Annotated in this window: 18 protein-coding genes; 5 read left to right on the forward strand and 13 right to left on the reverse strand. The window is 52.1% G+C overall.

The genetic code is table 11. From position 1 onward, the window contains the following. Positions 1–176: 176 nt before the first annotated feature. The 3 genes from M5C71_RS16255 to M5C71_RS16265 form a co-directional block, all read right to left on the reverse strand. Entirely contained in the window at positions 177–557 is a 381-nt protein-coding gene (locus tag M5C71_RS16255; protein ID WP_103497642.1) for a hypothetical protein, read from the reverse strand. Between the two features lie 408 nt (positions 558–965). After that, on the reverse strand, positions 966–1,253 hold the full coding sequence (locus M5C71_RS16260; RefSeq protein WP_152742031.1) for a hypothetical protein: 288 nt from the start codon (positions 1,251–1,253) through the stop codon (positions 966–968). A gap of 382 nt (positions 1,254–1,635) precedes the next feature. Beyond that, complete coding sequence (locus M5C71_RS16265; protein ID WP_248768251.1) at positions 1,636–2,508, reverse strand: LysR family transcriptional regulator; 873 nt, start codon at positions 2,506–2,508, stop codon at positions 1,636–1,638. A gap of 103 nt (positions 2,509–2,611) precedes the next feature. Here M5C71_RS16265 and M5C71_RS16270 point away from each other — a divergent pair, with 103 nt between their 5' ends. Beyond that, positions 2,612–3,004: a 4-oxalocrotonate tautomerase gene (locus M5C71_RS16270; RefSeq protein WP_152742034.1), complete on the forward strand. Its 393-nt coding sequence runs from the start codon at positions 2,612–2,614 to the stop codon at positions 3,002–3,004. A gap of 403 nt (positions 3,005–3,407) precedes the next feature. Here M5C71_RS16270 and M5C71_RS16275 read toward each other — a convergent pair whose 3' ends face one another. From M5C71_RS16275 to M5C71_RS16285, 3 genes are all read right to left on the reverse strand, one after another. Next, positions 3,408–4,538: a hypothetical protein gene (locus M5C71_RS16275; protein WP_248768252.1), complete on the reverse strand. Its 1,131-nt coding sequence runs from the start codon at positions 4,536–4,538 to the stop codon at positions 3,408–3,410. Between the two features lie 304 nt (positions 4,539–4,842). Continuing rightward, the gene (locus M5C71_RS16280; RefSeq protein WP_248768253.1) at positions 4,843–6,852 is read right to left on the reverse strand and encodes an AAA family ATPase; all 2,010 of its coding nucleotides are present in this window, start codon (positions 6,850–6,852) and stop codon (positions 4,843–4,845) included. 681 nt (positions 6,853–7,533) lie between these two features. Further along, complete coding sequence (locus M5C71_RS16285; RefSeq protein WP_248768254.1) at positions 7,534–7,959, reverse strand: hypothetical protein; 426 nt, start codon at positions 7,957–7,959, stop codon at positions 7,534–7,536. Positions 7,960–8,280: 321 nt separating this feature from the next. Between M5C71_RS16285 and M5C71_RS16290 the strand changes: the two genes are divergently transcribed. Both M5C71_RS16290 and M5C71_RS16295 read left to right on the forward strand, forming a co-directional pair. Continuing rightward, the gene (locus M5C71_RS16290) at positions 8,281–9,996 is read left to right on the forward strand and encodes an AAA family ATPase (RefSeq protein WP_248768255.1); all 1,716 of its coding nucleotides are present in this window, start codon (positions 8,281–8,283) and stop codon (positions 9,994–9,996) included. After that, a complete protein-coding gene (locus M5C71_RS16295) occupies positions 9,993–10,850 on the forward strand; it encodes a hypothetical protein (protein ID WP_248768256.1) in 858 nt (285 codons plus the stop codon). Before M5C71_RS16290 ends, M5C71_RS16295 begins: the two co-directional genes overlap by 4 nt. Before the next feature lie 340 nt (positions 10,851–11,190). Here M5C71_RS16295 and M5C71_RS16300 read toward each other — a convergent pair whose 3' ends face one another. Then, complete coding sequence (locus tag M5C71_RS16300; RefSeq protein ID WP_248768257.1) at positions 11,191–11,634, reverse strand: hypothetical protein; 444 nt, start codon at positions 11,632–11,634, stop codon at positions 11,191–11,193. Between the two features lie 705 nt (positions 11,635–12,339). Between M5C71_RS16300 and M5C71_RS16305 the strand changes: the two genes are divergently transcribed. Beyond that, complete coding sequence (locus M5C71_RS16305; RefSeq protein WP_248768258.1) at positions 12,340–14,091, forward strand: AIPR family protein; 1,752 nt, start codon at positions 12,340–12,342, stop codon at positions 14,089–14,091. A gap of 384 nt (positions 14,092–14,475) precedes the next feature. On the opposite strand, the gene M5C71_RS16310 is transcribed toward M5C71_RS16305, so the two are convergent. Together M5C71_RS16310 and M5C71_RS16315 are read right to left on the reverse strand one after the other, a co-directional pair. Then, complete coding sequence (locus M5C71_RS16310) at positions 14,476–16,851, reverse strand: hypothetical protein (protein ID WP_248768259.1); 2,376 nt, start codon at positions 16,849–16,851, stop codon at positions 14,476–14,478. A gap of 355 nt (positions 16,852–17,206) precedes the next feature. Beyond that, positions 17,207–17,848: a LysE family translocator gene (locus M5C71_RS16315; RefSeq protein WP_248768260.1), complete on the reverse strand. Its 642-nt coding sequence runs from the start codon at positions 17,846–17,848 to the stop codon at positions 17,207–17,209. Between the two features lie 264 nt (positions 17,849–18,112). On the opposite strand from M5C71_RS16315, the gene M5C71_RS16320 reads away from it, so the two are divergent. Further along, positions 18,113–19,519 carry a sodium:solute symporter family protein gene (locus M5C71_RS16320; RefSeq protein WP_248768261.1) on the forward strand — a complete coding sequence of 469 codons (1,407 nt, stop codon included), beginning with the start codon at positions 18,113–18,115 and terminating at the stop codon, positions 19,517–19,519. A 53-nt stretch (positions 19,520–19,572) separates the two neighbouring features. On the opposite strand, the gene M5C71_RS16325 is transcribed toward M5C71_RS16320, so the two are convergent. The 4 genes from M5C71_RS16325 to M5C71_RS16340 form a co-directional block, all read right to left on the reverse strand. Next, positions 19,573–20,673, reverse strand: a complete 1,101-nt coding sequence (locus M5C71_RS16325; RefSeq protein ID WP_248768262.1) for a glycine betaine/L-proline ABC transporter ATP-binding protein — start codon at positions 20,671–20,673, stop codon at positions 19,573–19,575. Further along, positions 20,663–21,553 (reverse strand): proline/glycine betaine ABC transporter permease, encoded by an 891-nt coding sequence (locus M5C71_RS16330; protein ID WP_248747343.1) that lies wholly within the window; start codon positions 21,551–21,553, stop codon positions 20,663–20,665. Before M5C71_RS16330 ends, M5C71_RS16325 begins: the two co-directional genes overlap by 11 nt. Positions 21,554–21,680: 127 nt before the next feature. Then, a complete protein-coding gene (locus M5C71_RS16335; RefSeq protein ID WP_103496814.1) occupies positions 21,681–22,682 on the reverse strand; it encodes an ABC transporter substrate-binding protein in 1,002 nt (333 codons plus the stop codon). A 41-nt stretch (positions 22,683–22,723) separates the two neighbouring features. Further along, positions 22,724–23,563 carry a pyrroline-5-carboxylate reductase dimerization domain-containing protein gene (locus M5C71_RS16340; RefSeq protein WP_248768263.1) on the reverse strand — a complete coding sequence of 280 codons (840 nt, stop codon included), beginning with the start codon at positions 23,561–23,563 and terminating at the stop codon, positions 22,724–22,726.

Genomic DNA, 23,563 nt, shown 5'->3' on the forward strand with positions numbered 1-23,563 from the left:
GGCATTAGCGTAGCTCTCGATCAGGCGACCTGTGTATCTGACACGGAAAAGTGGGACCGGGCGTGCCAGAAGCCGTCAGATGCGGAATTTCACGTTTCTGATCTGAGGTTCTGGCGGTCACTCAGGGATGGACCGCCATGCGAGCAGCCTGGCAGAACTGGTTTATTTGGAACGTCTTACCAATTTGAACCGCCAACAGACAGATCAGCGTCGGCCGGGTCGTTGACGCTCACTGCGCCAGTATTACCGTCGTGGCTGATGTACGGGCAGTTCCCTGTCGGTGGAACTGGAAAATTCTGGTCGTTGCTGTAGTCAAATATCCTGTTTTGTCCAAGGTGGTCCGTAATTCTCCAGGTTCCCTTAATCACGCCTTCGTCGGACGTGTACTGGATTTGCGCCGTAGAGTTCGGTGGTAAAATCCATGGCCCGTTTTGAGACTGACCCGAGCCGTCGCCGGAGAACCAAACGTTACCAAATTGATTACCTGCACTGCCATCGGTCACGATTTCAAATGTCCAGCTTGCATCAGATTGGTTGTAGATATGGCGGTCTGTCATGTTAGTTCCTTCTTGGGGGCGGGATCAGTTGACCACTACACGCATCACTGAGGTTCATTGCTTCCATAATGCCGTTTGGCCACCCGAGAGCTTAGCAGCACGTGCGTAGGGGGGCTCTATCTTCGTTCACGCCTCCGGTAGCGGCGTCTCTCATATGGCATGGGCGAACCGCATCTGAAGACAAGAACGGCATCATTGGGGAGCCTGCAGAATTCAGAAAAATAACAAATCCCCCCCCTTTAGACATTGACTGATCGTTAAGACCCCCAAGCAGCACAGGGCAAAAAGCCTGAGAGACTGAGTGCTTTGTCGTTGATCAGTTGGCATCACTCAACGAAGTTTTAACGATGCTATTGTCAGCAAGTACGGTTCTGAAAAATCCAACCGTACTTCCCAAAATAGAAGCTCCTACCCTTTTGCTATATAAAAAAGCATTACCCACGTCATGCCAATAGTAGAACAAGCAGCCCCCATCAAGACACTGGCGATCTTTCTTATGCCCGCAAAACCGCTAGTTGAAATAAGCTTTGCTATCAGACCTACACTTCCCCCCACCGCTACAACCTGACGAAAATGGTCTATGGACATCGTCAGGGGATCATATTGCTTACGCAAGAAAAAGCCCGCAAAAACAATCCCAAGAATCACTGACAGCAAGATATATTTCCCGCCGAGTACTGATTTTTTCTCATCCATCTGTGCCCGTCCCAAACCTCTAGTCAGATCATCAACCCACCCCCTTCCTGGCCCGCCCTGCTCCTCGGCATAGGGAAACGTGGGACATATTTATTTTACGCAGAATCCGACCTCGGCTAACCGCAGCCTCACCACAGGAGGACTCCAACCAAAAGCCGATGTCCAGGGTAAAAAATAAATCCGTCAGCTTTTCACGCAGTCACCTTTTCACGCAGACTAAAAAGCCCGCGAACAAGGATGCGTCAGGGGAGTGTCAATTCGCGGATTTGGAGTCCAACTCAGCAATCGCGCCGCCGGCCATTAGATGCAATTTCTCGCTCAACCTTCATGACCACCACCATTGAGCCCCAAACCCGGCGCTTTCACTTCAGAGATGTGTCACTCATCCGCCCAATTTGCTGGCAAGCATTTCCCGCACCGCACCGACCAAATGAGCCTCGCCAGCACGCGCAGGTAACAGGCTGAACTCAACGTCGGGCAAAGGCGGTAACGGGAAGGCCGGCCGGCAAATCTCTGCGCCCATCGGCACCGCCGAGCTATTCAGGCAAGCGACGCCCAGCCCTGCCATCAGTGCTGATTGCAGCCCTGCCACTCCGGACGCGGAATGGGCAATCACATACGGCACGTTGTGTGCCTCCAGCGTCTCTCGGGTGAGGCGTTGGAGGCTGCATCCCTGTGGCAGCACCAAAAGTGGCAACGCGTTATCTTCTTCGTTTCTCGGCTCAAACCCCGAAGCAGATACCCAATGCAACGCTTCCCGACGCACCGGGATGCCCTCGGGAAGGCTGCGGCCATCGAGTATGCGCATTGAAAGGCCGATATCGAAGTCACCCGTATCTGCCCCGCTTTCTATTTGCAGACTCTTTCGCACCGACACATGCAGTCGAAGGCGTGGATAGTTCAGGCGCAGTTGCTTCAACAACTCGGCAATCGAGCCAGGCAAAAAGTAGTCGGTGATCGCCAATCTCAATTCGCCGGCAAACGTCACTCCGCGCACGTCTTCAAGGGCGCGATCACTCAAGGCCAGCAGTTCTCGTGCATGCACCATCAAGCGCTCCCCGGCCGGCGTAGGCCGGACACCCTTTTTTCCCCGTTCCAGCAGCGTTACCCCGGTGAACGCTTCGAGCTTGCGCAATTGCTCGCTCAACGCTGATTGCGACCGACACAGGTGCGGCGCGGCCTCCGATAGACTGCCGGCTTCCATGGCAACGGTAAAAGATCGCAAGAGATCAAGGTCAAAGGGGCGCATGCTCATCCTGCTGTTTTCCCGATAGATAGATGCATATCTTCCGGCTTTTCAGCAGCAACGCAACTTCTTACTCTGCGCTGGACATTCATTACCCGCAAAGGAGTTCAACATGCCCGGTATAACACTCAAGATTTCTGGCGAGCCGAACCTTGAACTGGTCCACAGCATCGTCCCCAAAATCACCACTCTGACCTGTGAATTACTGGAAAAGCGACCGGAACAGACCCTGGTGATGGTGCAGTTCCTGCCTCATGAACAGTGGTTTATCGACAGCCGTTCGCTGGCCGAACAAGGACGCAACTCGTTCCGCCTGGAAGTCACTATCACGGATGAAACCAATACCAAGGCCCAGAAAGCGCGCTACCACCATGAGGCTTTCGAATTGCTGGCCAAAGAAATAGGCAATGTTCACCCTCACTCAAACATCCATGTGATCGACTGCCGTGCCAGTGCCTACGGCTATGGTGGTTTGAGCCAGGAGTACAGGCTCCACCACCCTTGACCCCCCTGTTCATCGTGACCGGCGCAGTTCGAGCTTACATGGGTATCGATACCTGTCTGATGACTTCAGTGGGATGACCTCCATGGGTCGGGAGCGGCCGGTCACGACAGGACCGCTATCGCCCCTTAGCTGCCGGTCGCGAAATGCAGTAATCGGCCGATTCTGTTGAAAAAGTCGGTTTCGGTTTTCACGGCAGAAAAATACGCGTCTGAGATTGAAATCCGTGTCTTGAGCAGCGGGTGCAGGACTCAGATTTCACGTAGCAGCGTGCAAAAATGACGTTTTCACCGCTCAATACATGGACCGTCGGCCCTGGTCAACTTTTTCAACAGAATCGGCCAAAAACAGTCATTCGCATTGTCACAAAATCCAAGGCGATATAATTCGCACCAATAGATCGCTCTCACTCCAACCCACCTGATGCAACCCAACGATCGGCCACACGTTGCATGTATGAATCATAGTCTTCTGTAAATACCGCCTGCTCGTTAAAAGTTCCCTTCTCAAAAAATGTGCGCACTGCTTGCTGCGCGATATCTATACCGTACTTGTCGTCGATACTTAGTAGGTATTTCGATACATAGACACGGCAGATTGTCAATATGAGCACGGAGATGGCACCAGCGACTCGAAGTGCGTCTTCAAATTTTTCTGCTGAATCGAACCGCACGCTGGCGCTATGAGCCACTGCGTTTCTCTGTATGTTGAACAATTTAAGGCGAGAAAAAATTTCTTCGCTGGCATCTATTGGATACATCTCGAACGTACAAAGGAAGTTTTTTAGCTTGGCCAGTGCAGAGTCGTTCCCTAGGTTTGGAATTCGCGCTAGCAAATCTTGTACGATGGCTGGATCTTCTCCTGCCTCAATCAGATGCTTTTCAAACGCCTTAGAGGCATCTTTGACACGTAACTTTACCTCTTTAGTGAAACGCGACCCGCCTGATTTGTTGTGCCAACCACTAACCAGTCTATCCAGAGCTGACGCTCCAAGGCTCATTTTGATCAGTAAGTTCGAATTCGTCATAGCTGTGCAAGCAGCATCCATGGCTTCGCCAACGCCCAATTCACTTAGACCCGCAAGCGCAGACCAATTTATGTTTGGATGGTAAAAATAATTTCCACTCACCACACTCTGGGCAGGTGTCAATGGAAGAAAAGGTTTGGCGTCATTCCCCACAACAACATGTCGTCCTGTCAGAAATGAAAGTATCAATGCAAGGTCGTAGGCACCGTTGAGTACTGGAATATCGGGAAACAGAACAGAGGATAAACCCAACCCCTGATGCTCTTCAACGGTCGCTGTTGGGCTCCAGCTCCCTGGGTTCGCAGGCAGAGTGGTAACAATGTTCTGTATTTCGCCACATTCATCGATTTCAGTGCTATAGGTAGTTCTAACCCCTCGAACGAATGCCTCGTCCATAGCTGGATTTTTCTCAATGTGAATGCGATAAGGCCCGAAAGGAATTTCTCGCGTAGTAGAGATGCCATGTTCGAAGTTAAAAATCTCCTGCAACCCAGCCTGCATTTTATCCATGCTTTCTATTAATCCTAAATCGACATACACAGTACCGCACTCATAAATACACGTAGCTAATTTGGCACGCTACATCGCAGTCGCGATGGAAAGTCGGGCGAAACCGGCATATTTCAAGAGCATATACATGAGTCAAATGGCTCATGTCAAAGGCATTAGTTCTGGCGAATGTCAGCTTGTGGCCAACGTCGGCATCGGGTCGACTGGGGTTTGTCACCACCGGCGACACCCTACCCAAGGCTGCCGGTGGGAATAAGCCTGGGTACGGCCATGACTACCCCCCTGTCGTACCCACGTGTAAAGATCAGCTCAGTGCTTGGTTTATGGTTTCAAAAAGCTTCGAGAATCGTTGGATAACGTCTTTGCTAATCTTTTCAGGTGATGTCGCTACGTAGGCAGCAGCCACCGAAAAATGGTTATACCCAGGGGTTGGTCGAACCTTGAGCTGCTGGCTTATCAAATACTTCTCAATCCGTTGAACAACCCGATCTGCCTGCGGTAGATCCTCTAATTTTAGGACTGTTCCACCGAGGGATCTGGAGTAAACCTCGTTGAAGTTTTCGAGGTATGTAGCGGGATCTAGTAGATCCTCAAGGTCGGTGGCACCCGCGCCCACCCCTTCTGCCTCTAGGTTTCTGAATTGTGAGAAGTTGAACACCTGTTTCTGATTGAGCAATTTCTGCTGCACCATGGCGTCGAGCTTCTGATCACTCTTGCCGCTGTAGTCATGCAGAACAGCAAATGCCAACCCATTACCACCCAGAAGTGATACGAACGTCGCTACGTTGCTCAAACCGCCCACGGGGACGATTGTGATTTGAGGATCCAGTCCTACTCCACCATTCTCTTCAACGGCTCTAGACATCGCTTGGAGTACGCTGAGCTCCGAAATGCCCTCGACCAGCAAATTTCGCTCGGCGATGAATAGGTTTTGAGCAATATTCCAACCCAAGGCGGCCTGCAATGGGAAAATTGTCTTGGCATCCGACCCGGAAAGGTTGGAAGAGATCACTGTCCCTTGGCGTGGCTTATCCTCCACTACCCTCACTTGGTGCAGGCGATCTGAGTTCACCATGAACGGTGAGTGGGTCGTGTAGATGACCTGATGTGTTTCAGCAAGATCGTCGATATAGTGCAGAAAATCAGATTGAGCTAGGGCATGCAGGGCAAGTGCCGGCTCGTCCAGAAGTAGCACGAGATTGGCACTGGCTTTACTACCGACGACGCTCAGTTGCTGCTGGACGCTGTCAAACCAGACTAAAAAGCTAAAGAACCAGATGAAGCCTCGGCTGCGCTGATCGAATGGAGTGGTAACACCACGATGTCTTTTATTTTTGATCCGCAGGTAGAGGTTTGGCCCATCATTGAACGGGGCTGCATCTGACGCATCAGATCGAATATCGATCTCTACTTCGAGATCTTCGTTCTGCTTCCAGAATTCCAGAATTTGATCAGTGAGATTGATCGACACCGATTCGATCTGTGCCTTCAGCTCTTCATAGGAGGTGCCGTTTGAGAAATCCTCCAATTCAACGCCCGCCATGCGAAGCAAGGCAATCACTGCCTGGTGCTTGGGCTCGACATGTTTGTGGCCGTTGGCGGGATCTTTCGTAGCGGCAGCTAAACGATTTGCGAGATCTTTGAGATTGAGTTTTCCAGGCAGCAGATCGTAGTCGCTGAAATAAAGGAACTTAGGCATTGATGGCGACAGTAATCGCCAGGCTTCGTAACTGCAAACTATCGACCAGTTTTCAGGTACGGCATTCACACGTGCTTCGAGCCTCTGAACTAATTCGGTGTCAGCCTCGTTCGTTAGACTGATGCCTTTCAAGCCTACGAGTGCTTCTCTCAGAGAAATCGCCTTGCCGAGGACAGCTACTGCTCCTTCGCTCAGTCCTACGGTGGTTGCGAGATTTTTGAGTACTGGGCCTTCGGGAATATTCAGTCCAATTGAGCTAGCATTTTTGTAGTTTCGTGACACTGTGAATTCAAGTCCAACCGTTATGTCACATCCAATTTTTGCGTTGAGGTCAGAAGCCTGAGCATTGTCGATTACGTAGGTTAGGATGACGGCATCGTCGGGCGACTCCTCGTGGCGTCGTTTGTATGTCAGCAAGTCTTTGCGAGGATAGTCTTCGGTGAGGTCGAATTTCTCCTTGTCCAAAGCGTCCATCGCTTTATGCAAAGCCCTCAGAAATACTGTCTTACCAGCTTCATTCATCCCTACCAAGACAGTGACTTGTGGGTCGATCTCAGTTGTCTGCTGCTCATTGATTGAGCGGAAGGGGCCGACCTTTACAGATGTCAACAGCATGTCCATTTGTCCTTGTTGATCGAAGGCGAATGGGCAAGAAGGTAAGCGAAAAGCCGTCATGCCGTCTAGGTAGAGCTGGCAGAGTCAAAACTGCGGAGCAATTCGCCTCGGAACTGGGTTATCTGGGTAAGCCGTTAGCGCCACTACCGCTACCTGGCACTTCAACTGCCCCAGCTTTTGAGCCTGTGCCAATGGCCCAATGTGTGGACGGAGGGCACTGTCTGCCCCATCATTAGTTCCGGCAGCAGCTCCGTCCACCGGCCTTCTGGCCGTCAGCTGCCCTCCGACAAGGGCTGCTTTGGGGCGACTCCCGCCCATAGTGAACGGCAGAGTTCGGTAAAGGTGGTCCCGAGAGCTATGCCAGCATATGAAGCATGTCCATGAACATCGGACCTGAGAGATCACGTATCTCTCCGTCGTCAGCAACCAAGCAACCTACAGCGCCAGCGAATGATTCTTGGTCATGCGCTGGGATGTCCAAGCTGCAAATGATCCTGTAGCGGAACAGCCAGCCGCAGGCCACGCGACCGCACAGTTCTACCGTTTGATGATAGCCATCAACGGACAGGGGCCGGGCACCGTGGGCCTGCGCAAGGTTATATGCTGCACTGCCTGTAGATTCGCGTTGAGAAGATTCGTTGTTCATACGCACTGGAAATGGCTGGAATAGCAGTCGATTATCTACTCGTTTGGTTTGAATGTCTGGGCACCCGCTATGGGTCGATTACGGCCCTCGCGACAGGCAGAGATCGGCCAATAGCTGCCGTTGACGCCGGTAGACATCGACCGAAAGCTGAAATTGACGGAGTGAACGAAAGGGAAAATTAATTCCATCGAATTCAGCGACGCAGGCACAGGAGAATTTAACCCACTTCCAAAAAAGCGCTGGGCAAATTGCCTTTGATCAAATATCTCGCTCACTAAGTCAATGAGCACCTCGGTCTCGGCTGGCATGAGTGAACGGTGGGCAAAGTACATAGCGATATTTCCCGAATCCGCGTTCCAGTCCCGCACCAGGCGCATCAGTTCAACGCGTTCGATGCAGCTCTGCTCATCCGCCAGGGCAAGAAACTTCACCCCCAGTACTAGGAGTACCGCTTCACGCATGGCGGCTGGTCATCGACGATGATGGTTTCGCGGTTCTGCATATCCCCCCGAAAGCCCACGACTTCTAGATATAAGGTAGATGCCCACCGCATGCTAACTGCCGACGTCGTGCTTGCTAGCGGCTGTTAGCAGGCATCTGAACTGCTTGCAGAGGGAGCGGGCAGACTATCTTTACGGGATGTCATTCTGCTAGCCTCTCAGAAAAAGGGGCAACACAAAACACCGCTGTTCCCCAGCAATCGCTGTCCAGCCAACCTTAACTACAAACGGCTGCTTGCTGCAGGCAGTGAAGCCCTAAACAATTTTTCAAGGATTAAAGGGATGTGGGAAGTAAGGTTTCACCAGGAAGCAACAGCCCTCAACGCCCCAAACAAAGTCGCGATATACCCGACAGGATCGGGCTGGAACGATTTCGGCCATACATTGCGCGTGAACGTTAGAATCTTAATCAAAGGTGTTTATACAGACTTTCCGGCCAGACTATTACCATTTGTTGAGGATATCCCACAGTCTTCAGTAATCGAATGGATAAAGTACCTCCAAGTTGCAAACGCTGATCAAACTAAACGGAAAGAAAAAAACAAAATCTTCCCCAATTACTCTTTAGTATTAGCGACACAAAAAAGTTATAATGATCTCGCCTCAAAAATGACACGTGCGGATTTTGAAAGCCTTCTTATTGCTATCCACGAGATCAATGCTTTAGCTCATGCAGGTAAAATTACTGCTAGCACGTACGAGAAAATCATTGAGACACAAGAATTTTCTGTCGCTGTACTTCGAGATTTAGGCCCGTACAAAGCTTTTCGTTTTGGTTTCAAATCAGCATTTCGTAGACAACCACAAGAAGAAGCTAAAATTCCGTTTAGCTTCTCGACGAAGCTACAAGGCTTTCAAAGCAAGCATATAATAACGTATCCTTACCACGAGATAAAATTCATCCCAGATAGAGTGCACTGCCTAATTGGCGTGAACGGGGTCGGAAAGACAAGATATCTGAATAATCTTGTGTTGGCCATAATGGCGAAACTAAACTCATCAATACCTGATGACCAAAAGTCGGAGTTGTACGATTCTAATAATAAGATCATGACTCCGCTAGACTTTGGGGTCGATGAATCAGACTGGATAGAGCTTCCCATATATAGCAGGGTAATTACTTACTCTTCTGACCCTGGGAATATTTTACCTCGCAGTACCAATCTTGCAGGCCCTCTCGACTATCAGTACTTCGACATCGGGTTGGATAGCTCGGAAGTTCTTCCAAGATTACTCGTCGACATCATACGAGATGACACAGATTTAATTGGTGCCGATAGTCGATTTTCATTATTAAAAAAAATCTTACAAAAAGTAATACCTTCGGCTCATTTACTTGTACCTATTCTCCGGGAAGCCGTTAGCTCGTCATATATTACTGAAGAAAATGGAAACAAATGGGTAGGGATAAATTCGATCCGGGGAGGAGAAATGAGGGTCTTGGAAATATTGGGCCAAATTGATTTTTCCCGTGATCTCGCATTTCGAGTGGATAAAAATCTGGCCATTCCTCTGAGTAGTGGGCAAAAAATGTACTTCCGCTTCGCCACGCATTTTTTGACATCTGCCAGCCAGGGAACAATTGTCTTAATTGACGAACCAGAAACACACCTACACCCAAATCTTGTAACCGAATTTATGAATTTGCTTTACATGGTACTCGAAGCAACCTCATCTGTAGCATTAATTGCAACACACTCTGCATATGTCGTCCGTGAAGTGCCATCCCACTGCGCGCATGTGATAAAAACAGACGACTCAAAAAATGTAAGCGTCGAGGGCGTATACATGAATACTCTTGGTGCCAGTGTTACCGCGTTATCGAACTCGGTTTTTGGAGATAGTCTTGTTACATCTTTTCACACCAAGATAGCTTCTGAAATTGCAGCATCAAATCTTAGCCTCAATGAGATTGTAGATAAGTACAGTAGCTATTTAAGCATGGATATGCTCGTAAAAATTCGAGAGTTGATGAAGCGACAAGGAGAGTTAAATTGAGATCTCTCTCCTATAAGCGTGTTTTTGATAGGTCAATATTGGGAAGGGTAATTGCTCATTATAAAAGCTTAGCCGGTATTAGCACGCAAATAAAAATAGCCTATCGCGAATACGTACTAAAAAAGGGATCGCCTTCTATTATCCCAATAGGGATCGACGCAGTACAGCGAGCAGAATTCGAAAATGCATACTCCAATAAACCAATTGGAGCGGGTTTGAGCTGGATTTCGGAGCTGTATATCAACGGACTCAATAGTTGCCCATTTTGCGGAGGTGATGGTGCTCGTACTATTGAACATTATTTGCCCCAAACTTCCTATCCTGAATTCTCAGTTTACAGTCTGAATCTGTTACCTTCCTGCGGTAGTTGTAATAGCAAGCGAAATTCATTAAATGCTCATGGTGCTCCAATAAGCCCGCTTCATCCATACTTCGACAAGCATATACTGAACAAACTGAATGTTTATACCGCCGTAAGCCTTGAGTGCGGCATAATTGGCTTTGATCTATCATATGACCGCTCACCGTTTACTGAGGAGGAACAGTTGCGCATTGACTACCATATGGAAATATCTTTAGACGAAACTTCCTACATCAACAGAACATTAGATTCATTAGAAACACTGAGGATTTCGTCCGAAAAATACAGTTCGCCTATAAAATTTCGTGCCGAAGTAATCGACGATCAGATCTACATTAGTGAAAGAAAAAAAGATTACAACTCTTGGCATCACGCGCTTTGCAAAGGTCTCGCGAACCTTTCGGATGATGAGTTGCAAATTATTTTTGGAGGCTCCTTTGGGGCGCGAGCGAGTTCCCCGTCTCCTGTGTGCCTGAGAAGCTTGACATCATAGGTGAACGTTCATTTTTTTAACCGGTCCAGCTTACACGCAATTGGGTGGTCGAGGATTCCGCCAGATTTACAAGGTTTACGGTGCACTGCGTTTGTCACCGGCGGTAATCCCAATGGCACCGAGTTTTTAGACTTTTTTGAATGACTGCTCTTGGCCGATTGCTGACTGTCGCAATCGGCCAAAACGGAGCCTCTGCAGACAGAACACGTTACAAAAAACAGGTGACTTCATGATTCGAGTCCAAAAGGTGGACGTATCTATTTGCTCTAAATAAATACGTCTCCTTTTCGCCCCATACTCAACGCCTTGGAAACGGGGGGCGCCTTATTGGCTGGCGACCTCAACCATTCGGAGGGTTGCCCAACGCTGACGATAGCTGATTAGACGGGGATTCGCCCTCCAACAAGGCATCCACCACCGCACGCGCCACCTCCACCGAATGCAGCATGCCCCAGAACAACGCCCGTTCGACCGGGTTGGTGTGCAGGCTGATTTCGTCGCCATTGAGTTCCGCCGTTTCGAGCAGATTGGAAACGTAGACCAGGGCGTCCTGGGCGGTGATGCCGGGTTGGATGGCGAATAGCGTGGGTTTGTAGGGGGCTTCGGGGGTGACGGGTTTGGAGCTGGTGAATGCGAGGGTATCGAGCAAACGTGGCGTGCTGGCCGGGGCTGGCTCGGATTCGTTGGACGGAGTGTCCGGGAGCTTACGCAGGTATGTCTCTTTATCCGCAGTGCTGAGAGCTTTGCGAACGGTCGGCGGATCGGGGGTAATTTTCTTGGTCATGGTGACCTCCCTATTCAAATTTAGGAGTTCGCCATTTCGTTTCCACGCGAAGGGTGGCGAACTGTGCGCGGGGTGGAAAACCGGAGAATAGGAACCCGGCACACCATAGGTGTCCCACGCACAGCCCGCCATAAAGCGAAGACAAAAAAGCCGCTTATGCGGCCATGTGCGCCGATTCCTTTACGAGTTTCCACACCCGTGTCGCTGAATTTGCAGCGACACTTGAACAGTAGCCTCGACGTTTGGCGCACGCAATATTCTCCCATGCCTGAAACGTGTGGGAAATATGAGTTTTTTTGGAAGGTAATTTCGCGTGTTGATTGGGGGAGTGCCAGACGGATTTCCCCGAACAAGCCCCCCCCTACAGGGAAACGGGCTGGGATGATTAGCGAATCTCCGGCCAGAAGCTGTAAAGCTCTCCCCTGCCCGTTCACCAAACGTAACGGTCCGCTCTGTCGATAGCAGCCCCGCAGACTGGCTGCTATCGGCCAGAAGCAATCGTTTAGTATCAGTTAGCGGAGTAAATCGGGTAGGCATTTGAACTGCCTGGCGCAGCCCTGAGGGCGCAGTAGTAGGCCAAAATTTTCAAGAACGTGATGCCTCTTGAGGAGCCGGCTGTATGCGGAAAAACGATTGTGACCGCGTAGCTGCCAATTGGGATTGATGGCATACTAGCCATACGCCACTGCATCAGAAGGACCTATCATGCACATTATCATCGAAAAAAATATCGAAGAGTTACAGAAAGAGTTTCAATTCTCTAAAAAGACCAGCGAGTCGAAGCTATTCGAATTTTTCTGCAATTACTGCACAACCTCGAAACACTATCTGGGACGTTTCAACCCTAAAGACATTACCACTGACGAGGACGATGCGTCCATTGATGGAATATCGATCATAATCGATGGCGACCTAATCACAACGGCCGACGACGCCACCAATGTTTTTGCGCAGCACAAAACAAATTTAAGCATTGAGATAATCTTCACGCAATGCAAAAGTGGTGACGCCTTCAAAAAATCCGACATAAATAATTTTAGCGTAGGCATTGAAGATTTTCTTAGTTTGAAACCTAAATACCCACAAGGAAAGTTAAACGTTAGCTCTCTAAAAATATTCAACATAATCCTGAGAAACCTTAAGAAAGTAAAAAATCGCCTGCCTAGCTTTCATGCCTACTACTGTACTAGCGGAAACTATAAAAGCGAAAGAGAGCTACAAGCTTCTTTTGACGCATTAAAAAGAAAAGTAATTGGCACAGAACTTTTCCACGAGGCTCATGTAACCCCTATGGGGCGCGCTGAGCTTCTCAAGCTTTATGCGAACGTAACTGAAACCAATGAAGCAACACTGAAACTAATTGATTATTTTGGGATGCCAAAAATTCCCAACATACCTCAATCATACATAGGAATAGCTAACGCCCTCGACTTTGTTGAGAACGTGATTTCAGACAGTGAGGGAAATCTTAACCATCGTGTGTTCGAAGAAAATATCCGATCCTATCTTGGAAAAACCAATGAAGTAAATGGGAAAATCCAAGCCACGCTGGAAGATATCAATAAAAAAGATCTGTTTTCAGTTTTAAATAACGGCATCACCATCGTAACCCCCGAACTCACCCTAACCCCGAACACCAAAGAAATCAGCCTCACCAATTACCAGATAATTAATGGCTGTCAAACAAGTAACACATTATTCTTCAACAAGCACCTGCTAACCAAGCCAGTAAACATAATTATAAAATTTATTGAGTCAGCCAATAGCGATGTATCGGAAGACATAATATCAGCAACGAACAACCAAACCGAAGTTCAAACAGAATCATTTCACGGCCTCAAAAACAAGGCCAAGCTGGTTCAAAGATATTTCGATGCCAAAAACGACAAAGCAGCTTCTGAAAACAAAATCTACTTTGAGCGCCGAGAGCAAGAATATAAAACCTCCGGCTTTCAGAATACCCGAATATTCGACGTACGTGAGTTGGCACGATGCTACGCTGCGATGGTACTCAACCAACCGCACAACTCTGCTCGATATGTAAAGGAGATCTTTTCCTCTAGCGGAAAAGATTTATTTTGCGACGCCGATCACGAGTCACTCTACTACGCCTCAGCACTAGCCCTATACAAATACAACACACTAGTAAACGGCCGAAAGAATGGCGCCCACAACTTTATAAAGCTTCGATGGCACGTAATTCAAGTTTACAAGTGGGTAGTGCATGAAAACACCGAAATGCCGGCTCCATCCTCCAAAGCGGCAGAAGGTTATGCAAATAAAATAATCACATCCTTATTATCTGAAGACAAAGCCTACATAGATAAATTCCAGATATGCCAAGAAATCATTAAGGATACCGGTAAACCGACATCCGACGCCATTAAACGGGGAAAATTCACTGCGGACCTAATACAGAAAGCCAACGAATACTTCACGAACCAAGCCAAAATTTGACGGATAGTCGTTGTCGAAGGGCTAGCAGCCCCGCTCAATGGCCATCCCCCCAAACGATATCAGTACTCATGGTCTGATATGGGTCGATTGCTGCTCTCGTAAAAGACAGCACTCGGCCATTAAGCAGTCACCGAGTGATCTACGAAAGCAGGGGCGATTCAAGCTCGCGTAGGTACTTTCTCGCAGGCGTGCAGCGACGTTCAGAGAACCACTAACGCGAGCCACTGATGGCCCGCCTATCGTACTCAATCCTTATCAACCTACGGCGATCTGGATATGGATCAAACCGATATCAATACTGCCGCAAAGGTAGGTCAGGAGTGCGGAGTGGATGATGGGGCCGGTGCTCACACCGCCCCCACTCGCCCCGGCCTCTTCAGAAATTCATAACTCCCAATCAGGCGTTGGCCCAGGGAGTTCAGGATAGGGCTCGCCTGTACACCTAGTAAATAAAGCCTTCAACGGTTTGAGATTAAGATCCACATCCGGGTCAAGGTGAGCATTACTGCCATCATCAACGGTCAACCTGTAATATATCAGATCTAGTGCAGAGCGGGCCGCAGGCCCGAGATCAATATCGAAGCAACAGATGTGTGCGACGAATGCTTGAATATTCCGACCATAATGGACTGACGTATTTGGCATCACCTCACTCACAAATAAAGGAAGGAACTTTTCGGCATAGCCAGATGTGATAATATCGTGAATCACGGACAATGAAAAATCCGGCGGATACCAATCCGAACTGGGTTCGCGGGCCCTCCATGACCCCGCTAACTGTACCAACTTGTTATTAGCTAAAGGCCACCAAGCAGCCATAAATACAGCATGCTGAAAGTCTTCACCGACGCTTCCCAGGCATTTCCCTTCCAGAAAACTATCAATTATCGTAATCACATCTTGAAAACCAACTACTGGACCTACGTTCCACTTGCTCCACGTCTCCAGAATACGCAGCGCACGTCCCAAGTGATTAAATTCGTCCGCCTCCGACATCAAAGACACGTAACGCATGACAATCTTTTCAATTACCAGCAACGCATCATGTCTTGAAGAGTTAAGCAAATCACGCATACCACCTAGACTTAGAGAGTGAATGATCAAGTATCCATCCCTTTCTTCTACAATCTTGGTTTTTTTGAGTAGTTCAATAAAATCTCGAGGAGGCCGCCCTTTAGCAAGCGCTTTTACCGAGTCCAATAAGTTTATGAACTCAAGCTCATTCAAATGTTCAAATGACTCAAACAACACCCAACTAGCAGCAATGTAGGCGGTGTGATTCGACATCCATTCTGACAGTATTTCCTGTGCGTACTGGCCCGAAACCACACTACCGGCATGCTTTATCAAATCCATGACGTTAGTATCTGCAGAGTGCGGAGCCGTCCATGGTTGGTCTTCAAAAATCAGATCACGCAGCGCTTCCGCCCATGCGTCCAAAGTTACTTTTTTGGTCTTAGAAAGCAGCACTCCGAAGAGATCAAGTTCAGCAGGACTCCTCAATTCGGAAAGGATTTGCGAGCGAAATCCTTGTGCAACCTCAAGGGCGCTGGACTGAGTTGAAAGATGACGCACCACCATGCCCCATAATGAGAGTTCAGCGTAACTCTCCACCGAAAGTGTTATCTCGAACCTCTCAAGCTTCCTTCGCGTTATCACATCGACGTCGTCATATACATCATCGCGGGATGTAATAATGAACCGTTTATCTGCGTTAGCGGAACCAATGATCCGTGACAAATCATGTGTCATTTCGCTTCGTCCCTTGTTATTGCTGACACCCCAAGGGTCAGAAATGATAAATAGAGCCGGCCCCGGCTCCTGCATTAGGCGCTCAATTACGCCAGGCGAGTTTCGCTCATGATGAATCATAAACGGCGGGTTGTACCGACGATGAAGGTGACTAAGATACGAGGCAAGCAATGATTTGCCCATGCCTGGTTTCCCGAGCAGCACCAGCACGTTCTGCTCAGAAAGAAACGCCTCGAGTTTTGCCACGTCGTCTGGCGGAAAATATCCATCCATGGGAGGACTATCGAATACTCCTCCGTATTTTTTTAGTGTAGATTCCAGATCAGCCAGATCGAATTCGCCGGCAAGCTCGCCCAGCAGCCGCTTCCTAACTTGCGACTTGAGCGACTCCACGCATGCATCGAGGCGAACATGTGGCACTTTAGCGATACGCGAGATGAGATCGTTGGTCCTGAAAAGGATAAGCTCGCGTGTCACTGATGGCAAAACCGCCAAGCGACCGTTCAGAGCCGGGGCACATGACTTCAGTTGATTGTCCAAGATGCCGGTTGGGATACTGGTCGCACTACTGCCAAGCAGCGAGGTCGCAATTAGACGGGAAATGTTGGAATCCACGCCTGCATCTGTCACGAGCACATAAGTCGTGTCGTGACGCTGAATCAACATTTCTAAGGCGCGCTCACGGGGGGGAGGCCCACTTCCCTGACGTTCAATTGGGAGGCCATTTCCCACTACGCCACTCAGCGCGCTCTTGGTCCATGGATGAGTACTGCGAGTTTTGAACTGCAATACCAGACGCCTGGCAGGACTAACAGTAAACTCCACTGACGAAGAGCTCTGGTCAGTATTGACAGCAAGCTCCAGATCTTCAGCACTTTGGGGCTCGACAACGATCATGTCGCAGCGCTTTTCCCTAAGCATCAGGTGAAGCGCGACCCAAACGGTTGCTTCAATCTGATACTCAAACCCCCGGTATCCGGGTAGTCCATTAATAGATTTGTTCAGCAAAGCGGAGATGCTCCGGGTCAGTTTTAAGCTCACACCACCATTGGTTTGTACAAAATCGAGCGGCGATCATATAAGGCCAAACAGGTGTGCAAGCGGAGTTTACTGGTTGCAAATGAGTATTCCGAGCCCGTTCTCCAGATAGCATGATTGTCATGCAGAGCCTTTCTTAAAAGCCAGCGACTAAGCCAAAATTGTCTGTGACAGGCGGGTCTTTTTCATTGAGCCGCACTTTATGCGCACCCTCATGCTTAATATCCAAAAACCATTATTGAACTGATGGCTAGCTAAAGGGGCGCTAGCAACAGGCTGCTATTGGCCAATTGCTACCGCTCACGCTCCACTGCTTCCCCCATCCCTAAACACTCTGCCGACGCATGCTCAATACCGCCGCACCAAAGCCAATAAAAGTCGACCCCACCACCCGATTCAACCATTTGGAAAATACGGGACGGATCAGCAGGCCTTTGGCGCGAGAGGCCAGTGCGGCATACAGGCTCAAGGACGTCAGCGACAAAGCCATGAAGATCGCCGTGAGGATCAGGAATTGCGGCAGCAGTGCAGCGCTCTGATCGATGAACTGCGGGAACAGCGCGGTGAAAAATATCGTTGCCTTGGGGTTGGTGGCCGCAGTCAGGAACGCCGACTTGTACAGTTTGCCGCGCGACGGTCTGTTGCGGGTCGGGTGACCTTGAGCTTCACCTGCCAGCACCGGGCTCTTTTTCAACAACTGCTTGGCACCCAGATAGAACAGATAACCGGCACCGGCAATCTTCACCGCGTTGAACATCCATTCGGAGCTGGCCAGCAACGCCCCGAGCCCCAGCATGGCCGCCGCCGACAGACAGAACAGGCCGCTGGCATTACCGAGTGACGACCAGAGGGTGGAGCGCGGGCCGTAGGTAATGCTGTTGTTCAATGCCATCAACGTCGCGGGACCAGGACTGGCGATGGCAATACCCCCAACCAGGGTGAAGGCAAGAATCGAGTGAACATCCATTTTTCTGACTCGTCGGGAATTGAAGGACCGATCCTACAAGGGTAATCGGAATGTTTCATCCCCAATAGTTCAACGTCTTTTTGGCACGCACCGATACCTTTAAGGTATTCACCAATACTTACTCAATATTAGACACCGCAAACAAAAGCCAGGAAGCTAAAACGCATCACAATAATACTTAAAGAGCATCACCATGAACCCAGCCTGCGAACGCGCCCCTGCTGCATTTCCCTCAACCTTCCTCACGTTGATCGGGTAATGACCATGCAGCCCCACTCCTCCTGGATCGTCCTTTCCATCACCGCGTTCTACATGCTCAGCCTCGCGCTGATCAGTTTCGGTGTGCGTCGGCACTCGCGTAGCGCCAATAACTACACCACCGGCGGCGGGCACTTTCCGGCGTTTCTGATCGGCTTTTTGATGCTGTCGGAATTCATCGGCACCGCCGTCAGTATCGGTACCGCGCAAACCGGCTTCAAAACCGGTATCTCCGCCGCCTGGAACCTCTTCGCCCTGGCCCTGGGCTTTGTGTTGTTCGCCTGGCTGCTGGCGCGCAAATACAAGGATCTGGGCGACAACACCATCTCCGGCGTGCTGTCGCGCAACTACGGGCAGAAAACCCGTTTTGCCACCTCGATCATCACCATCTTCGCCCTGGAAATCGTCGCGGTGTCCATCTATGCCAGCGGCGGCGCGGTGCTGGCCAGTGTGCTGCAGGTTGATCGCACCCTGGCGATCATCATTGTCGGCGTGGTGTCGGTGCTGTACGTCAGCATCGGCGGTATGCGCTCGGTTATCTATACCAACTTCGTCCACGCCAGCCTCAAGTACCTCGGCGTCGGGCTGGCGCTGTGGTTCGGCTTGAAACAGGTGGGGGGCATCAGCGCACTGCGCACTCAACTGCCGCCCAGCATGTTCGACTGGACCGCCATCGGCTGGGGTCAGATCATCGCCTGGATGATTGCCGGCATCGGCTCGATCTTCTCCACCCAGTATGTGATTCAAGCAGTGAACACGGTCAGCGACGCGGGCAAGGCGCAACGGGCGTGCTTCTATTGCGCGGGCCTGATGATTCCCTTCGGTATCGGCGCGGCCTTGATCGGCATGTGCAGCGCCGCCTTGTTTCCCCAGGTGGATTCGCTGCAAGCCTTTCCGCGCCTGATCGCGAGCATGGATCAATTGACCGCGGGCCTGGTGGTAGCGGGTTTGGCCGGTTCGCTGTTCGGCACCATCTCGGCGGTGAGCATGGGCTCGGCCACGTTGTTGCTGCGGGACTTCTACGAGCCCTGGTTCAACCCGGAAAAAAGCGACGTCAAATCCCTGCGCTTTGTCCGGCTGGCCACCGTCGTCGTCGGCCTGCTGCCGATCGCGTTGGCCCTGACCTCCGACAAGGTGCTGATGATCGCCTTCCTCGGCAAAGCCCTGCGCGCGTCCCTGGCGGTGCTGGTGCTGATGGTGTTCTATGCGCCTAAATTCGGCACGCCGAAAGCCGCGTTCATCAGCATTATCGCCTCCCTGGTGGCGACCGTCGGATGGTTCCTGGCCGGCAATCCGTGGGGCATCGACAATGCCTATATCGCGCTGTTCACGCCGCTGGTGATCATGAGCATCGGCCACCTGATGCGACGTGGCACCAACAGCTCGCCCCTGAAAGCCCTTGAACAGCCTTGATCCCGGAGTTCTAGTCAAACCCCGAGAGATCGAGCCACCCTGGGCTTGATCTCTCAGCGCAGCAGCGCCTGCGCCACGTTTCTTGACTGAGCCACCGACGACGCTTCGCTCACGGTCGAGGTGACCATGGTCGCGATGATCGACTTGAGCGCCAGTTGCCCCACGGGCTGCCCCTGGCTGTCCGTCACCACCAGTTCATCGACTCCGGCCTCAACCAGCCGCTTGACCGCCGACTCCAGTGACGTCCCCAGAGGGACCGTCAGCGCGGCCTGGGCCTTGACCTGGACAAACGGACGCATGATGGCCTCGACGCTGATCACCCGGCCGCGGTTCACTTCCTTGACGAAGTTGGCGATGTAGTCGTCGGCGGGGCTCATGACGATCTCCTGCCGGGTGCCTTGTTGCACCACCTCGCCGTCACGCAGGATCGCGATACGATCACCGATGCGCAGCGCCTCATCCAGGTCATGGGTAATGAAGACGATGGTCTTCCTGATTTCTTTCTGCAGGTCCAGCAGCACCGATTGCATGTCCATGCGGATCAGCGGATCCAGGGCCGAGAAGGCTTCATCCATCAACAGGATCGGTGCGTCGCTGGCCAGGGCCCGGGCCAGGCCGACCCGCTGCTGCATGCCGCCGGACAGCTGATTCGGGTAGTGCCGCTCGTAGCCCTTGAGGCCGACCCGCTCCAGCCAGCCCATGGCGATCTCCACTTGCCGGCCACGGGCCATGCCCTGGATCTCCAAGCCATAGACGGCATTCTCGAGCACGGTCCGGTTCGGCAGCAGCGCGAACTTCTGGAACACCATGGAAATGCTGTGCCGGCGAAATTCCCGCAACTCGTGGGGGCTCATCTTCAGCACATCCACGCCACCGACCATGACTTCGCCGGCCGTGGGCTCGATCAGGCGGTTGATATGGCGGATCAAGGTCGATTTGCCCGACCCGGACAGCCCCATGATCACCTGGATGCCGCCGGATGGCATGCTGATATTGATGTCCTTCAGGCCCAGCACATGACTGTGCCGGCTCAGCAGCTCAGCCTTGCTCATGCCCTGCTTGACCCGCTCGATACTGGCTTGCGCCTGGTAACCGAAGATCTTGTAGAGATGCCTGATTTCGATGCCGAAATCATCGCTCGGATTAGTGGCCATGGACCCGCTCCAGGTGCTTTTGCAGTCTTCTGCCGTAGGCCTGGCTGACCCGGTCGAAGATCACCGCAATGCCGACAATCGCCAGGCCGTTGAACATGCCCAGGGTGAAGTACTGGTTGGAAATGGCCTTGAGCACCGGTTGCCCGAGCCCCTCGACCCCGATCATCGAGGCGATGACCACCATGGCCAGGGCCATCATGATCGTCTGGTTGATGCCGGCCATGATCGATGGCAACGCCAGCGGCAACTGGACATTTTTCAGTTTCTGCCAACTGGACGAACCAAAGGCATCGGCGCACTCCAGCATTTCGGCATCGACGTGGCGAATGCCGAGATTGGTCAGGCGGATCATCGGCGGCAAGGCATAGACCACCACGGCGATCAGCCCGGCGACCTTGCCGATGCCCAGCAACATCACCACCGGAATCAGGTAGACAAAGCTCGGCAACGTCTGCATCACATCGAGTACCGGGCTGATCAGGTTGCGCAGGCGATTGGAGCGGGCCATGGCAATGCCGGTGGGCAAGCCGATGACGATGGAGATGACGGTGCAGACGAAGATCATCGACAGGGTTTTCATGGTGTCGGTCCACATGTCCAGATAACCGATCGCCATCAGCGTGAACACGCACCCCAGGACGATGCGCCAGCTGCGACTGGCGAACCAGGCAATCAGCGCCACCAGCACAATGATGACCGGCCACGGCGTGGTGGTCATGAACCGTTCGGATTGATTGAGGAACACTTGCAGCGGCTGGAAAAAAGCTTCGAACGCATCGCCGTAGGTACTGGTGAAATGACGAAAGGCCCCGTCGATGACCTTTTTCAAGGCGCGGAGTCTTTCGTCATCCATATGTGGAAAGCTGAGCAACCACTCCATGACATTCCCCTTTCGTAGAAGACCGTAAGAACGCTGGCAGGTCGTTTCAATACATGGGTGTTTTTATTGTTGTCGCCGCCAAGGGAGCCATGCAGCCCGTCGCAACGGACTGCATGGCTCCGCGGGATTACAGCGCGGCCTTGATCTTGCTCGACGCCTCAGGGCTGACCCACTGGCTCCACAGCGCCTCGTTGTTTTTCAGGAAGTACTTGGCGCCCTCCTCGCCGGTGGCCTGGTTATCGGTCATCCAGGCGATCAGCTTGTTCACCGTGGTATTGGACCAGGCGCGCTTGTTCAGGTAGGCCATGACGGTGGGCGAGCGCGCGGCGAAGGACTTGGTGGTCAAGGTATAGACCCGATCGATCGGCCAGCCGTTGGGTTTCGGATCAGGACAGTCGGCGACCGTGTTACAGCGCTTCCACTCCGCCGGATCGACCGCATGGCCGTTGTCCAGTTTCACCATCGGGTACTTGCCCAGCAAGGCGGTGGGTGCCCAGTAGAAGCCCAGCCAGGGCGCCTTGCGTTCGTAGGCCTTGGCGATGGAGCCGTCCAGCGCCGCCGCCGAGCCGGTATCCACCAGCACAAAACCGGCCTTCTCGAAACCGTAGGCCTTGTAGAACTGGCTGGTGACCACCGTGCCGCCCCAGCCTTGCGGACCGTTGTAGATCGCGCCTTTCTTGGGGTCGTCCGGGGCCGGAAACAGTTCCGGATGCTTCTTCACATCATCGAAGCTCTTGATGTCCGGATGGGCGTCGGCGATGTATTTCGGAATCCACCAACCCTGCGAGCCGCCGTCGGACAAGGAGTTCGCCGCCTGAATCAGGTTACCGCTCTGAATGCCCGTCCTGACGACCTCGGGCACCAGGTCGATCCAGCCTTCCGGGGCGATGTCGGGTCGGCTTTTTTCGGCCATCGAGGTGATGGTCGGCACCGTATCGCCGGTGACCAGGCTGGCATTGCAGCCGTAGCCGGCATTGAGGATCAACTTGTCGACGTTGGCCATCACCTCGGCCGATTGCCAGTTCATATTGGCGATGGTCACATCGCCGCACTCCGCTGCTGCCGCCCATCCACTGAAGGCGACGATCCCCAGGGCAAGTCCCGTCTTCGAGAAAGACTTTATATTCATAAACGCTAACCTCGATTGCGGCCAGAGTTAGGAAGGGCCAACTACCGCGTCATCGGACCTTCTTGGGTGTCAGCAGAATGGACAAATGGACCCATGGCACTGGCGACCGAGGCCGCCGAATCCAGACCTGCTTTTATTGTTTTATCGAAGCCGCCGGCAATCATGGCTTCAAGGCCCGCGGCGGTGACGCCGCGGTAACTGATGAGTGTCTGCAAGAGTTCATCGACGCTGTAGCCAGGGCCGATCAGTTGGCTGGCGTCCACCACCACGGCGTTCACCGCACGCCGGGCAATGGCGGCCGGCAGGCCGACGCCCAGGGCATGTTCGAGCAGGCTGCGCGCCAGCAGCGCCGGGTAGGCCGGCCCGGTCCCCACCAGCGCCGTGAGGTAGTTCAAATGACCTTCGCTGAAGATTTGATCGGCGCCGCCGAAGGTTTCGAACAGCCGCTGGGCGAAGGCTTTCTGCGGGTCGCTGACCGCCTGCGCGGCCAACCAGGGCGTGTAGGACTTGCCGATTTGCGCGGCGGCATTGGCCATGGCGCGGATCACCTGGCGGCTGCCGGTCAGCGCCATCACCTCCGCCAAGGGCACGCCGGCCATCAAGGAAATCACCAGGCGGTTTTCAGCGAAAATCTCCACCTCGGCAAACTGTTCGGGACGTACGGCGAGGATGATCACCTCACAACGCTCCACCAGGGCCTGGTTGTCACAGGTGAGCGTCACCTGCGAGCGCCTGGCGCCCGGTAACGGGTGACGGCCGCTGCGGTTCGAAAGCACCAACGCCTCGGGCGGGATAAACGCCTTGTCGAGCAGCGCCTGGGCAATCGAGCGGCCAAGCCATCCCGATCCACCGATAATGCCTATCGTGGGTGCGTCGAACAT

This window comes from Pseudomonas sp. MWU12-2345, assembly GCF_023242385.1.
Taxonomy (GTDB): Bacteria; Pseudomonadota; Gammaproteobacteria; order Pseudomonadales; family Pseudomonadaceae; genus Aquipseudomonas; species Aquipseudomonas gingeri_D.

Coding starts and splice junctions, on each gene's coding strand:
- M5C71_RS16285 (WP_248768254.1), bottom strand. CDS start 7,959: ATGCGTGAAGCGGTACTCCTAGTACTGGGGGTGAAGTTTCTTGCCCTG.
- M5C71_RS16325 (WP_248768262.1), bottom strand. CDS start 20,673: ATGGCCACTAATCCGAGCGATGATTTCGGCATCGAAATCAGGCATCTC.
- M5C71_RS16270 (WP_152742034.1), top strand. CDS start 2,612: ATGCCCGGTATAACACTCAAGATTTCTGGCGAGCCGAACCTTGAACTG.
- M5C71_RS16315 (WP_248768260.1), bottom strand. CDS start 17,848: ATGGATGTTCACTCGATTCTTGCCTTCACCCTGGTTGGGGGTATTGCC.
- M5C71_RS16260 (WP_152742031.1), bottom strand. CDS start 1,253: ATGGATGAGAAAAAATCAGTACTCGGCGGGAAATATATCTTGCTGTCA.
- M5C71_RS16255 (WP_103497642.1), bottom strand. CDS start 557: ATGACAGACCGCCATATCTACAACCAATCTGATGCAAGCTGGACATTT.
- M5C71_RS16300 (WP_248768257.1), bottom strand. CDS start 11,634: ATGACCAAGAAAATTACCCCCGATCCGCCGACCGTTCGCAAAGCTCTC.
- M5C71_RS16290 (WP_248768255.1), top strand. CDS start 8,281: ATGTGGGAAGTAAGGTTTCACCAGGAAGCAACAGCCCTCAACGCCCCA.
- M5C71_RS16305 (WP_248768258.1), top strand. CDS start 12,340: ATGCACATTATCATCGAAAAAAATATCGAAGAGTTACAGAAAGAGTTT.
- M5C71_RS16320 (WP_248768261.1), top strand. CDS start 18,113: ATGCAGCCCCACTCCTCCTGGATCGTCCTTTCCATCACCGCGTTCTAC.
- M5C71_RS16335 (WP_103496814.1), bottom strand. CDS start 22,682: ATGAATATAAAGTCTTTCTCGAAGACGGGACTTGCCCTGGGGATCGTC.
- M5C71_RS16330 (WP_248747343.1), bottom strand. CDS start 21,553: ATGGAGTGGTTGCTCAGCTTTCCACATATGGATGACGAAAGACTCCGC.
- M5C71_RS16280 (WP_248768253.1), bottom strand. CDS start 6,852: ATGCTGTTGACATCTGTAAAGGTCGGCCCCTTCCGCTCAATCAATGAG.
- M5C71_RS16265 (WP_248768251.1), bottom strand. CDS start 2,508: ATGAGCATGCGCCCCTTTGACCTTGATCTCTTGCGATCTTTTACCGTT.
- M5C71_RS16340 (WP_248768263.1), bottom strand. CDS start 23,563: ATGTTCGACGCACCCACGATAGGCATTATCGGTGGATCGGGATGGCTT.
- M5C71_RS16275 (WP_248768252.1), bottom strand. CDS start 4,538: ATGGATAAAATGCAGGCTGGGTTGCAGGAGATTTTTAACTTCGAACAT.